Source organism: Paracoccus sp. T5, from assembly GCF_048538155.2.
GTDB lineage: Bacteria > Pseudomonadota > Alphaproteobacteria > Rhodobacterales > Rhodobacteraceae > Paracoccus.
This window is the reverse complement of sequence record NZ_CM135809.1, coordinates 2,512,494-2,525,301: the sequence shown is the minus strand read 5'-3', so window position 1 is coordinate 2,525,301 and position 12,808 is coordinate 2,512,494. Positions and strand designations below refer to the sequence as shown.

Annotated in this window: 11 protein-coding genes; 9 read left to right on the top strand and 2 right to left on the bottom strand. The window is 68.8% G+C overall.

Annotated elements, in window-relative coordinates:
• The first annotated feature begins 11 nt into the window (after positions 1-11).
• The 9 genes from ACNR9W_RS12380 to ACNR9W_RS12340 all read left to right on the top strand — a co-directional run bounded on the left by ACNR9W_RS12380 (position 12) and on the right by ACNR9W_RS12340 (position 10,233).
• Entirely contained in the window at positions 12-1,088 is a 1,077-nt protein-coding gene (locus tag ACNR9W_RS12380; protein WP_419268961.1) for a microcin C ABC transporter permease YejB, read from the top strand.
• Entirely contained in the window at positions 1,088-2,191 is a 1,104-nt protein-coding gene (locus ACNR9W_RS12375; RefSeq protein ID WP_419268960.1) for an ABC transporter permease, read from the top strand. Before ACNR9W_RS12380 ends, ACNR9W_RS12375 begins: the two co-directional genes overlap by 1 nt.
• Positions 2,188-3,921 (top strand): ABC transporter ATP-binding protein, encoded by a 1,734-nt coding sequence (locus tag ACNR9W_RS12370; RefSeq protein ID WP_419268959.1) that lies wholly within the window; start codon positions 2,188-2,190, stop codon positions 3,919-3,921. The genes ACNR9W_RS12375 and ACNR9W_RS12370 overlap by 4 nt, the downstream gene beginning before the upstream one ends.
• Positions 3,918-5,141, top strand: a complete 1,224-nt coding sequence (locus ACNR9W_RS12365; protein WP_419268958.1) for a glycosyltransferase — start codon at positions 3,918-3,920, stop codon at positions 5,139-5,141. The genes ACNR9W_RS12370 and ACNR9W_RS12365 overlap by 4 nt, the downstream gene beginning before the upstream one ends.
• A gap of 29 nt (positions 5,142-5,170) precedes the next feature.
• Positions 5,171-6,580, top strand: coding sequence for a cysteine--tRNA ligase (cysS, locus tag ACNR9W_RS12360; RefSeq protein WP_419268957.1), 1,410 nt, complete (start codon positions 5,171-5,173; stop codon positions 6,578-6,580).
• Entirely contained in the window at positions 6,577-7,347 is a 771-nt protein-coding gene (locus ACNR9W_RS12355; protein ID WP_419268956.1) for a squalene/phytoene synthase family protein, read from the top strand. The genes cysS and ACNR9W_RS12355 overlap by 4 nt, the downstream gene beginning before the upstream one ends.
• Positions 7,348-7,430: 83 nt before the next feature.
• The gene (locus ACNR9W_RS12350) at positions 7,431-8,303 is read left to right on the top strand and encodes an ABC transporter permease (RefSeq protein WP_419268955.1); all 873 of its coding nucleotides are present in this window, start codon (positions 7,431-7,433) and stop codon (positions 8,301-8,303) included.
• Positions 8,300-9,115, top strand: a complete 816-nt coding sequence (locus tag ACNR9W_RS12345) for an ABC transporter permease (protein ID WP_419268952.1) — start codon at positions 8,300-8,302, stop codon at positions 9,113-9,115. The genes ACNR9W_RS12350 and ACNR9W_RS12345 overlap by 4 nt, the downstream gene beginning before the upstream one ends.
• On the top strand, positions 9,112-10,233 hold the full coding sequence (locus ACNR9W_RS12340; RefSeq protein ID WP_419268951.1) for an ABC transporter ATP-binding protein: 1,122 nt from the start codon (positions 9,112-9,114) through the stop codon (positions 10,231-10,233). The genes ACNR9W_RS12345 and ACNR9W_RS12340 overlap by 4 nt, the downstream gene beginning before the upstream one ends.
• Here ACNR9W_RS12340 and ACNR9W_RS12335 read toward each other — a convergent pair.
• Both ACNR9W_RS12335 and ACNR9W_RS12330 read right to left on the bottom strand, forming a co-directional pair.
• Entirely contained in the window at positions 10,230-11,576 is a 1,347-nt protein-coding gene (locus ACNR9W_RS12335) for a cytochrome P450 (RefSeq protein ID WP_419268950.1), read from the bottom strand. The two genes, ACNR9W_RS12340 and ACNR9W_RS12335, sit on opposite strands and share 4 nt — an antisense overlap.
• Entirely contained in the window at positions 11,573-12,763 is a 1,191-nt protein-coding gene (locus ACNR9W_RS12330; RefSeq protein ID WP_419268949.1) for a hypothetical protein, read from the bottom strand. The genes ACNR9W_RS12335 and ACNR9W_RS12330 overlap by 4 nt, the downstream gene beginning before the upstream one ends.
• Positions 12,764-12,808 lie beyond the last annotated feature (45 nt).

Genomic DNA, 12,808 nt, shown 5'->3' with positions numbered 1-12,808 from the left:
GGGGCAGGCTGATGGGCGCCTATATCCTGCGGCGTTTGCTGCTGATCATCCCGACGCTGGTCGGCATCATGCTGGTCAATTTCACGCTGACGCAGTTCGTCCCGGGCGGCCCCATCGAACAGATCGCCGCCCAGATCCAGGGCGAGGGCGACGTCTTCCGCAACATCTCGGGCGGCGGCGCCGAGGCCGGGCAGGACAGCGCCTCGGGCTACGAAGGCGCCCGCGGCCTGCCGCCCGAATTCATCGCGCAGCTGGAGCGCGAGTTCGGTTTCGACAAGCCCCCGGTGGAACGCTTCCTGACCATGCTGTGGAACTACCTGCGCTTTGATTTCGGCACCTCGTGGTTCCGTTCGATCAGCGTGGTCGATCTGGTGGTGGAAAAGATGCCGGTGTCGATCACGCTCGGCCTCTGGTCCACGCTGATCGCCTATGTCATCTCGATCCCCCTCGGGATCCGCAAGGCGGTGCGGGACGGGTCGCGGTTCGACACCTGGACCTCGGGCCTGATCATCATGGCCTATGCGATCCCGGCCTTCCTGTTCGCGGTGCTGCTGATGGTGCTGTTCGCGGGCGGCAGCTATTGGCAGATCTTTCCGCTGCGCGGCCTGACCAGCGACAACTTTGCCGAACTGTCGACCTGGGGCCAGATCAAGGACTATGCCTGGCACGCGGCCCTGCCGGTGACGGCCGCCACGATCAGCAGCTTTGCCACGCTGACGCTGCTGACCAAGAACAGCTTTCTGGACGAGATCAACAAGCAATACGTGATGACCGCCCGTGCCAAGGGCCTGGCCGAACGCCGCGTCCTTTACGGCCATGTCTTCCGCAACGCCATGCTGATCGTGATCGCGGGCTTTCCGGCGATGTTCCTGGGCGTGTTCTTCGGGTCCTCCATCCTGATCGAGACGATCTTCTCGCTGGACGGGCTGGGGCGGCTTGGCTTCGAGGCGGCGGTGCAGCGCGACTATCCGGTGATCTTCGGGACGCTCTATGTCTTTGGCCTGATGAGCCTGGTCGTCGGCATCCTGTCCGACCTGATGTATGTCTTCGTCGATCCGCGCATCGACTTCGAGAAAAGGGCCGGCTGATGGCGATGTCGGAACTGAACCGCCGCCGCTGGCGCAATTTCCGCCGGAACGGACGCGCCTTCTGGTCGCTGGTGATCTTCAGCCTGCTCTTCGTCACCGCGATGCTGGCCGAGGTCGTGGCCAATGACAAACCGATCGTGGTCAGCTATCGCGGCGAGCTGTTCTGGCCGGCCTACAACTTCTACCCCGAAACCGCCTTCGGCGGCGATTTCGGGACCGAGGCGATCTATCGCGACGAGGCGGTGCAGTGCCTGATCGTCTCGGGCGGACGCGAGGAATGCTGGGACGATCCCGAAGGCATCCTGGAGGCCGTCGAACTGGGCGCCAGCGACATCCCCCAGGCCGAACAGGGCTGGATGATCTGGCCGCCGGTCCCCTATCACTATCGCACCATCAACAACGTGGGCACCGCCCCAAGCGCGCCGGATGGCGACCACTGGCTGGGCACCGACGACACGGCCCGCGACGTGCTGGCGCGGGTGATCTACGGGTTCCGCACCTCGATCCTGTTCACGCTGATCGTGACGGTGATCGCCTCGACCATCGGCATCGCGGCAGGCGCGGTGCAGGGCTATTTCGGCGGGCGCACGGACCTGGTCTTTCAGCGGGTGCTGGAGATCTGGGCCTCCACGCCGGGTCTTTACGTGATCATCATCCTGTTCGCGATCCTGGGGCGCAGCTTCTGGCTGCTGGTCTTTGTCACCATCCTGTTTGGCTGGCCGGCGCTGGTGGGCGTCGTGCGGGCCGAATTCCTCAGGGCGCGGAACTTCGAATATGTGCGCGCGGCGCGGGCCCTGGGCGTCAGCGACCGCAAGATCATGTTCCGCCACATCCTGCCCAACGCGATGGTCGCCACGCTGACCATGCTGCCCTTTGTGGTGACCGGGACGATCAGCGGGTTGGCCGCGCTGGACTACCTGGGCTACGGCCTGCCCGCCGGGTCGGCCTCGCTGGGGGAAATGGCGCTGCAGGCGAAACAGAACCTGCAGGCGCCCTGGCTGGCCTTCACCTCGTTCTTCACCTTCGCGATCATGCTGTCGCTGCTGGTGTTCATCTTCGAGGGCGTGCGCGACGCCTTTGACCCGCGAAAGACCTTCCGATGAGCCGCCCCGACGATCCCAGGGTGCTGCCGCCCACCATCCTGATGCCCGCCGCCCCGGCCCCCGCCCACGAGGATCACGGTTCCGGCCTGCCCGGCGAGGCCGAGACGCGCCCCGGCCCGACCCCCGACGCCCCGGCTGATGCGGTCCTGGCGGTGCGCGACCTGCGCATCGGTTTCCGCTCCGAGGGGCAACTGCTGCCCGCGGTCAAGGGCGTCAGCTTTCACATCGGCAGGGGCGAGACCGTCGCGCTGGTGGGCGAATCCGGGTCGGGCAAGTCGATCACGGCGCTGTCCACGGTGCAGCTTCTGGGCGCCTCGGCGGTGGTCGAAGGCTCGGTCACCTATGCCGGCCGGCAGATGGTCGGCGCCTCTGATCGCACGCTGCGCGAGATCCGCGGCAACGACATCAGCTTCATCTTCCAGGAGCCGATGACCTCGCTGAACCCGCTGCACACGCTGGAAAAGCAGCTGTCGGAAAGCCTGGCGCTGCACCAGGGGCTGACCGGGGCCAAGGCGCGGGCGCGCATCGTCGAGTTGCTGACCCGCGTGGGCATCCGCGACCCGGAAACCCGGCTGGCGGATTACCCGCACCAGCTGTCGGGCGGCCAGCGGCAGCGGGTGATGATCGCGATGGCGCTGGCCAACGGCCCCGAACTGCTGATCGCGGACGAGCCCACGACCGCGCTGGACGTCACCATCCAGGCCCAGATCCTGGAGCTGCTGGCGGAACTGAAGGCGGACGAGGGCCTGTCGATGCTGTTCATCAGCCACGACCTGGGCATCGTGCGCCGCATCGCCGACCGGGTCTGCGTGATGAAGGACGGCGAGATCGTCGAACAGGGCGCGGTCGAGGACATCTTTGCCCGCCCCCGGCACCCCTATACGCGAAAGCTGCTGGCGGCCGAACCCACGGGTCAGGCCGAACCCGTCGCGGCGGATGCCCCGGTGCTGGTCGAGACACGCGACCTCAAGGTCTGGTTCCCGATCCAGCGCGGGCTGCTGCGCCGCACCGTCGGCCATGTGAAGGCGGTGAACGGTGCGACCCTGTCGCTGCGGGCCGGCGAGACGCTGGGTGTGGTGGGCGAGTCGGGGTCGGGCAAGACGACGCTGGCCCTGGCGATCATGCGGCTGATCAACAGCGACGGCCCGATCCTGTTCATGGGCCAGGACATCCAGGGCTGGGGCGGCAAGCAGCTGCGCCGGCTGCGGCGCGACATGCAGATCGTGTTCCAGGACCCCTTCGGCAGCCTGTCGCCCCGCATGACGGTCGAGCAGATCATCACCGAGGGTCTGGGCGTCCACGGCGTCGAACCGGGCCGCGACCGCCGCCAGATGGTCGCCGAGATCATGGCCGAGGTCGGGTTGAACCCCGACATGATGCACCGCTATCCGCACGAATTCAGCGGCGGCCAGCGCCAGCGCATCGCCATCGCCCGCGCGATGATCCTGCGGCCCAAGGTGGTGGTGCTGGACGAGCCCACCAGCGCGCTGGACATGACCGTGCAGGTGCAGATCGTCGACCTGCTGCGCGGGCTGCAGCGGAAATACGGGCTGGCCTTCCTGTTCATCAGCCATGACCTGCGCGTGGTCCGCGCCATGTCCCATCACATCATGGTCATGCGCGCGGGCGAGGTGGTCGAACAGGGCAGCGTCGCCCAGATCTTCGACGCGCCGCAGCAGGACTATACCCGCGCGCTGCTGAAGGCGGCCTTCCCCGACGCCCCGGCATGAAGATCCTGTTCGTCCACCAGAACTTTCCGGGCCAGTTTCCCCACCTGGCCCCGGCCCTGGCGGCACGGGGCCACGAGGTCCTGGCCCTGACGGATGAACGCAATCAGCGCACGAGTTCGGTCAAGACCCTGCGCTACAAGGCGCCCGAGCCGGTCAAGACCGACAGCCCGCTGGGGCGCAGCTATTCCGAACATGCCGAACGCGGGTTGCTGGCGGCGCGGGGGGCGCGGGCGCTGCGCGACCGCCACGGCTTTCACCCCGACATCATCATCGGCCATCCGGGCTGGGGCGAGACGCTGTTCCTGAAGGAGATCTGGCCGCAGGCGACGCTGCTGGTCTATGCCGAGCTGATGTACCGCACGCGCGGCCAAGACGTGGGCTTCGACCCCGAGATCGGCTCGGACCGGGACGAGGCGCGCTTCATGACCGTCGCCCGCTCGGCCCACCTGATCCAGGCGCTGGTCCAGGCCGATGCCGCCATCGCGCCGACGCGCTATCAGGCCGACAGCTTTCCGCCCGAGCTGCGCGGCAAGATCACGGTGATCCATGACGGCATCGACACGGCCCGCGTCGCGCCCGATCCGGCCGCCGTGCTGACCCTGCCCGGCGGGCGCAGCCTGCGCGCGGGGGACGAGGTCCTCAGCTTCGTGTCGCGTTCGCTGGAGCCCTATCGCGGCTTTCATGTCTTCATGCGCGCGCTGCCGCAGGTGTTGGCGGCGCGGCCGGGGGCGCAGGTCGTGCTGGTCGGGGCCGAGGGGACCAGTTATGGCCCCAAGCCCCAGGACGCCGGCAGCTGGAAGGAAAAACTGCTGGCCGAAGTCGGCGGCACCCTGGACCTGTCGCGCGTGCATTTCCTGGGGCGGGTTCCCTATGACGACTACCTGTCGCTGATCCGGGTGGCGCGGGTCCACTGCTATCTGACCTATCCCTTTGTGCTGTCTTGGTCGCTGACCGAGGCGATGGCGGCCGGCGCCTATGTGGTCGGTTCCGACACCGAGCCTGTGCGCGAACTGATCCGCGAGGGCGAGACGGGGCGGCTGGTGCCGTTCTTCGACGTCCCCGCGCTGTCCCGGGCGCTGATCCGGGGACTTGAGGGCGACCCCGACGCAGCGCGCATCCGGCAGGCGGCGCGCGCGGCGATCACCCAGGACTATGACCTGCTGTCGCGCTGCCTGCCCCGCCAGATCGCGTGGGTGGAAAGCCGCGGCGCGATGCGCTAGATCCTTGCGACTTCATCAATGAGGCCCCCATGGTCCAGATCCGGCTGACGAATACCCGAACGCGGCGCAAGGAGGACCTTGTCCCGATCGACCCCGCCAATGTCCGGCTGTATCTGTGCGGGCCCACCGTCTATGACCGGGCCCATCTGGGGAACGCGCGCCCGGTGCTGGTCTTTGACCTGCTGGTGCGGCTGCTGCGGTATGAATACGGCCATGGTGCCGTGACCTATGTGCGCAATTTCACCGACGTGGACGACAAGATCAACGCCGAGGCGCAGCGCCGCAAGGCCCTGGGCAGCCCCCTGTCGCTGGAGGCGCTGGTCACCGAGCGGACCGAGGAGACGATCGCCTGGTATCACGCCGACATGGACGCACTTGGCGCCCTGCGCCCCGACCACGAGCCGCGCGCGACCGAATACATCGTCCAGATGATCGAGATGACCCGCGACCTGATCGCGCGCGGCCATGCCTATGAGGCCGAGGGCCATGTGCTGTTCGACGTGCGGTCTTTCCCCGATTACGGCAAGCTGTCGGGCCGGTCGGTGGACGACATGATCGCGGGCGCCCGGGTCGAGGTGGCGCCCTTCAAGCGCGACCCGATGGATTTCGTGCTGTGGAAGCCCTCGACCGGCGACCTGCCGGGCTGGGACAGCCCTTGGGGGCGGGGGCGGCCGGGCTGGCATATCGAATGCTCGGCCATGTCGGCGGCGCTGCTGGGACCGCATTTCGACATTCACGGCGGCGGCATCGACCTGCAGTTTCCGCACCACGAGAACGAGATCGCGCAAAGCTGCTGCGCCCATCCGGGGGCGGGCTTTGCCAATGTCTGGCTGCACAACGAGATGCTGCAGGTCGAGGGCAAGAAGATGTCCAAGTCGCTTGGCAACTTCTTCACCGTCCGGGACCTGCTGGACCGGGGCGTGCCGGGGGAGGTGATCCGGTTCGTGATGCTGTCCACCCATTACCGCAAGCCGATGGACTGGACGGAGGCCAAGGCCGCCGAGGCCGAGGCGGTGCTTCGGCGGTGGCGCGGCCTTGTCGCGGGTGTCGAGCCCGCGCCCGCCCCGGCGCCCGCGGTGATCGCGGCCCTGGCCGATGACCTGAACTCTGCGGGCGCGATCGCGGCGTTGCACGAACTGGCGGCACAGGGGGATGGCGCGGGACTGCTGGCGTCGGCGCGCATGCTGGGCCTGCTGCTGCCGGGGATGGGGGAATGGGCCGAGGCCGGCGACGCTGCTGCGGCGCAGATCGAGGCGCTGCTGGCGGCGCGGCTGGAGGCGCGGAAATCGCGCGACTTTGCCCGCGCCGATGCCATCCGCGACGGTTTCGCGGCCGCCGGGGTCGAGGTGAAGGACACGCCCGCGGGTCCCGAATGGGCGCTGGCGGCCGGCTTCGATCCGGCGCGGCTGGCGGATCTGGCCCGGACCCACGGCACATGACGCTGGACGCCTGCACCGAGGCGCTGCGCCAGCACGACCCGGACCGCTTTGGCGCGGTGCTGGTCGCGCAGGCGGAGGACCGGCCGGCGCTGGTGACGCTCTATGCGCTGAACCTGGAGATCGCGCGCGCGCCCTTCCAGTCGGCCGAGCCGATGCTGGCCGAGATGCGCCTGCAATGGTGGGTGGACCGGCTGGCCGAGATGGGGCGCGGCACGGCGCCGCCGCTGCATGACGTCCTGACGCCCCTGTGGGAGGCCTGGGGCGCGCGGGCAGGCGATCTGGTCGGTCTGGCCGAGGCCCGTCGGCGCGACTGCGAGCGTCAGCCCTTTGACACGGCGCCAGAGGTCATCGCCTATGTGGACGCCACGGCGGGCCGGCTGATGTGGGCCGCCGCGCAGATCTGCGGCACGCCCGACGGCGCGCGAGAGATCGTGGGCCACCAGGCGCGCGGCGCGGGCATTGCCGCCTGGCTGCGCGCCCTGCCGCAATTGCAGGCAATGGGGCTGGGCCTGGCGCGGCCGGATCCGGAGGTCGTGCAGGCGCTGGCGACCGAGGCGCGCGACGGGCTGCGCATGGCCGCGCGGCTGCATCGCAAGGTCCCCGGCCGCGCGGCGGCGGCGCTTTATCCCGGCCCCCGCGTGCCGCGCCTGCTGTCTGAGGTCATGGCCGGTCGCTTGGATCCCTTTGCCGAGATGCCGCCCATCACGCCCTTCCAACGCCGGGCCTCGCTGGCGCGGTTGGCGTTCACCGGCCGCTGGTGGCGCTAAGAAACCTCTTTTCCTTGCGCGGCAGCTATGGAAGGAATTGCCCAAAGACTCCGGCGGATCGGGGCGGGCAGGGAAGGGATGCGATGGCCAGGGCCAAACTCGACGCGGAGGCAAAGGCTGGGCTGTCGCTGATCGCGCCGCCGTTCCTTTACGCGCTGCTGATCCTGGCGGCGCCCCTGCTGACGATCCTGGCCTACAGCTTCCTGACCGACGGCTACCTCGAGGTGCTGCGCGAACTGACGCTGGACAATTACCTGCAGGTCCTGACCGACCCGATCGTGCGGGTGGTGATGATGCGCTCGCTGATCGTGGCGGGGGTGGTGACGCTGGCCACCGTGCTGCTGGCCTTTCCCGTCGCCTATTACGTCAGCTTCATGGTGCGCCCCGAAAAAAAGGCGATGTGGCTGTTCCTGATCACCATCCCCTTCTGGACCAGCTACCTGATCCGGGTGTTCCTGTGGAAGGTGATCCTGGGCTATAACGGCGTCGTCAATTCGTCGCTGACGGGCCTCGGGATCATCGACGAGCCGCTGACCTTCATCCTCTACAACGTCAATTCGATCGTGATCACGCTGGCCCATGCCTATGCGCCCTTTGCGATCCTGCCGATCTTCGTGGCGCTGGAAAAGATCGACCGCTCCCTGCTGGAGGCCGGGCGCGACCTGGGCGAAAGCCGGGCGATGACCTTCTGGCGGGTGACGCTGCCCCTGGCCATGCCGGGCGTCATCGCCGCCGTGCTGATCGTCTTCATCCCCACCATCGGCGACTACGTCACGCCCGAGGTGATCGGCGGCGGCAAGATCCCGATGATCGCCAACCTGATCCAGGTGCAGATGCTGGCGCTGGACAACCGGCCCCTGGGCTCGGCGCTGGCGGTCACGACGATGCTGATCGTGGCGGTGGTCAGCCTGATCTTCCTGGCGCTGAACCGCCGCTTCCTGAAGGTGCGCCAATGAACCGTTCCCGCGGCCGCGGCCTGCAGGCCTATGCGGTGCTGTACTTGCTGTTCCTTTATGCGCCGATCCTGCTTTTGCCGATCTTTGCCTTCAATTCCGGCACGATCATCGCCTTTCCGCTGCAGGGCTTCACGACCGACTGGTTCGCGCAGATGTGGGGCAATGCCACGCTGCGGCGCGCGCTGACGAATTCGCTGACCATCGCCGTCTCGGCCTCGATCCTGGCGACCTGCCTGGGGATCTTCGCGGCCCGCGCCTCGACCCGCTTCACCTTTCCGGGCAGGGGCGGGATGATGGGCTTTATCATGCTGCCGATGGTCCTGCCCGAGATCATCGTGGCCATGTCGCTGCTGGTGGTCCTGCTGGGCCTGGGCGTCCAGCTGTCGATCCTGACGGTGATCCTGGGGCACACGCTGATCTGCATGCCCTATGCGATCGCGATCCTCTCCACCGCCTTTTCCAGCCTGGACCGGTCCCTGGAAGAGGCCGCCTATGACCTGGGCGAAAGCAGGTGGGGGGCGTTCCGCCTGGTGACGCTGCCCCTGGTCATGCCGGGGATCATCAGCGCGCTGCTGATCTCGTTCACGATCAGCCTGGACGAGTTCATCATCGCCTTCTTCCTGGCCGGGACCGAGCCGACGCTGCCCACCTACATCTTCAGCCAGCTGCGCTTTCCACGCGCGATCCCCGTCATCATGGCGCTTGGGACGGTGCTGGTCGTCATCTCGGTCGTCCTGCTGGCGATCGGCGAATATTTCCGCCGCCGGGGCAATGCCCGCATCGGCGGCTCCCCGACCGGAGGCCTGATGTGACCGACGCGCCAAAGCCCATGATCGAATGCAAGGGCGTCCAGAAATACTATGGCGACTATCATGCGCTGCGGGGCATCGACCTGACCATCCGCGCGGGCGAGTTCTTTTCGCTGCTGGGCCCGTCGGGCTGCGGCAAGACCACGCTGCTGCGCACCATCGCCGGGTTCGAGGACATCAGCAGCGGCGTCGTGCTGATCGACGGTCGCGACATGGGCGAGGTGCCGGCGAACAAGCGGCCCACCAACATGGTGTTCCAGTCCTATGCCATCTTTCCGCATCTGACGGTCGCGGAAAACGTGGCCTTCGGCCTGCGTCGCGATCCCCGGTCCAAGGCCGACAAGGCCGCCGCGGTCGAGGAGGCGCTGGCGATGGTCGGCCTGAAGGGCTATGGCGCGCGGTCGGCCCACGCGCTGTCGGGCGGGCAGCGCCAGCGGGTGGCCCTGGCCCGTGCGCTGATCCTGAAACCCAAGGTGCTGCTGCTGGACGAGCCCCTGTCCGCGCTGGACCGAAAGATGCGCGAACAGATGCAGGTCGAGCTGATCAAGCTGCAGCGACAGGTCGGCATCACCTTTGTCCTGGTCACCCATGACCAGGAGGAGGCGCTGGTCATGTCCGACCGCATCGCCGTCATGTTCGAGGGCGAGATCGCGCAGCTGGACGGGCCCGAGGCGCTCTACGCCCGCCCGGCGACGCGAAGGGTCGCGGATTTCATCGGCGTGATGAACTTCCTGCCGGCCGAGATCCTGTCCGAACGGGGCGGCACCGTGACGGCGGACGTGGCAGGTTTGGGCCGGGTCGAACTGCCGGCCGCCCAGGTCAGCCGCGCCAGCCCCGACGACGAGGGGCCGATGATCGGGTTCCGCCCCGAGACGATGACGCTAGTCGGGCCGACCGCTACGCACGCGCAGCCGCGCGAGACCAGCGCGACCATCGACGAGGTCGTCTATTACGGCGACATGACCTATTATGACCTGCGGCTGGACGGTTCGGCGCGGGTGGACGGCAAGGCGCGGACGGTGCGGATCTCGATGCGCAACGTCTTTGGCCGCGACATCCAGGAGGTCGGCACCCGCACCCGCCTGGCGTGGTCGCCAGGATCGCTGGTCCTGTTCCGCTAAGGGCGCGGCAACAGGCGCAGCCAGATCCCGTCGCGCGCCCGGATCGTCAGGCGGGCGACCGGCTGCGGGATGCGGTCGGTGGGCTGCAACCGCCAGGCCCCGACGATCGTGGCCAGCATCACGACGCCCTCGGCCATGGCCAGTCCCGCCCCGGGGCAGGCGCGCGGCCCCGCCGAAAACGGCAGATAGGCCGCGCGGGCGCTAACCTTGCCCTCGGGCGTGTCCCACCGACCCGGATCGAAGCTGTCGGGCCGGTCCCACAGGCGCTGGTGGCGGTGCAGGTGCCAGGGCGAGACCACCAGCTGCGCCCCCCGGGGCACGGGGCGGTCGCGGAAGGTTTCGGGCAGCGTGGCCTCGCGGACGAACATCGCGACGGCGGGATAAAGCCGCAGCGCCTCGCGAAAGACGGCGCGGGTGGCCCTGAGGCCGGAGAGGCTGCCGAAATCATCGGTCAGCAGATGCGCCTCGGCGGCGACCCGGTCCTGCCACTCCGGATGCGCGGCCAGCAGCCACAGCGCCCAGCCCAGGACCGAGGCGCTGGTCTCGTGTCCCGCCAGGAACATCACCGCGACCTGGTCGACCATCTCGGCCTGGGAAAAGCACTGGCCGGTTTCTGGGTCCCGAGTGGTCATGATCTTGGTGGCCAGGTCCTGGGGCGCGCGACCTTGGCGAATCGCCTCCATCCGGTCGGCGACCAGGGTCTGGATCAGCCCCCGGATGCGGCCGGCCGTGGCGCGGGTGCGGCGCGAATGCGGGCGCGGCAGCCAGCGGGGCAGGGGCAGCAGCGCCGCCAGGTTTATCAGCGGCTGCGCCTCCTGATGGGCGCGGAAGGCGTGAAAGACCTGGGCCGCGACCGCATCCTCGATCGGCAGGGAAAACAGCGTGCGAAAGATCACGTCGGCGGCGGCATGGGCGGAATGCGGCTCCACGTCCACCTCGCCCGGCGCAAGGCGGGCGGCGGCGGCGCGGGCGGCATCCAGGATCGCCGCATGGCTGTGGCGCAGGCGCCCCCCCTCAAAGGCGGGGTCGATGATGCGCCGCTGACGCGCCCAATCCTCGCCGTTGCTGATGAAGACGCCATTCCCCAGCAACGGGGCCAGCCCTTCGCGCATCCGGTTCGATTTCGGGAAATCACCGGGACGCTCCTGCAGGATCAGGCGGATCAGGGCGGGGTCGTTGCAGAAGAAGCTGTGGATCAGCGGGGTGCGGAATTCAGCCATCCAGGCGCGATAGAGCCGCTCGGGCAGGGCCGACAGCAGGTCGCGGCGAAAGCCCCGCATCAGGCCCAGCAGGGTGCCGCGCCCCTCGGCGCCGGGGGGACGTGGCGCCGGCGGCGGCGTCACGGGCGCGCCCCCACCGGCCGGGTGATCCTGCCGGGCGATGGCTTGCGCCCGGCAAAGCGTTCGGCCAGGGTCAGGGGCCCCGCGGTGATGGCGAAATAGTCGTAATCACCCGGCCGGTCGAAGGCGCAAAGATACTGGAAATGCAGTCGGAACCAGCGGTGGCGGATTGCCTTCTGCCGTTCCGGCGACAGGGTGTGGGTATAGGCGGCCGAGATGACCAGCGGCCAGCGTTGCCGCGGCCCCGCCTCGCCACAGACCGCCACCGGATCGCAAAGGGCAAAGCAGCAGGCATCGCCGGGCGCGGTCACGTCCAGCCAGAAGATGTCCGGCGCCTGCGACAGGAAGGCCAGGTCCGCCCGCAGCCGCGCCGCGCCGGGCAGGAAAGCCGCCATGGGAACCACATGCCCAAGGGTCATCAGCGCCAAAGCCGGGCCGTCCGGCCGCGCCGGGCGGTCGCGCAGCAGGTCCGCCAGCAGCGAGACCGCCAGATAGGCCCCCGAGGAATGCCCGACGACCAGCACCTCGTCCAGATCCTCGTCCAGCGTCTGCGCCAGGCGCTGCCGGAACTGGGCCAGCCGCTCCTCCAGCGCGGGGGGATAGGCGCCCTGGTGCGCCGCGGTGAAGGCATAGTCATGCATCAGGTAATAGGCAAAGAGCCGGTGATCCAGCCGCCGCCCCAGCCACAGGACCGCCCCCGCCACCAGCACGCCGACGGGCAGGGCCAGCCAGGCACCGCCCAGGGCCGCGACCGCCCATGCCGCAAGGCTGCCCGCCAGCAGGGCCAGCCCCAGCTGCGCCAGAAGCACCGCGATGGGATAAAGCGCCGCGATCACCGGTCCGCGCCGCAGCCGCGCCAGCCGCCACAGCGCACCGGTCGCGACATAGGTCCAGGCGGTCCGCACCAGTTGCAGGTAGGTGCCGGCGATCCCCTGCCGCATCGACGCCTGCACCAGGTCGGACCAGACCAGCACCTCGACCTGCGCCTCGGCCTTGTGGCCGTCGATGGTCGTGTCGGCCGCCCAGGCAAAGCGCCTGCGATCCGCACCGCCCGGCCGCAGCGCCAGCTGGTAGCCCGACAGCCGCGCCTGCTCGGCCCCCTCGCGGCGATAGAGTTCGCGGTAGCGGCGGGGGGGGATGGGGTCGAAGCCCGGCAGGTACAGCACGCGGCGGCGGAAGGGGCGGGTCATGGCTGGCCTTTCTGTCGCAGCGCAGCATAGGAGAAACGCCTGCTG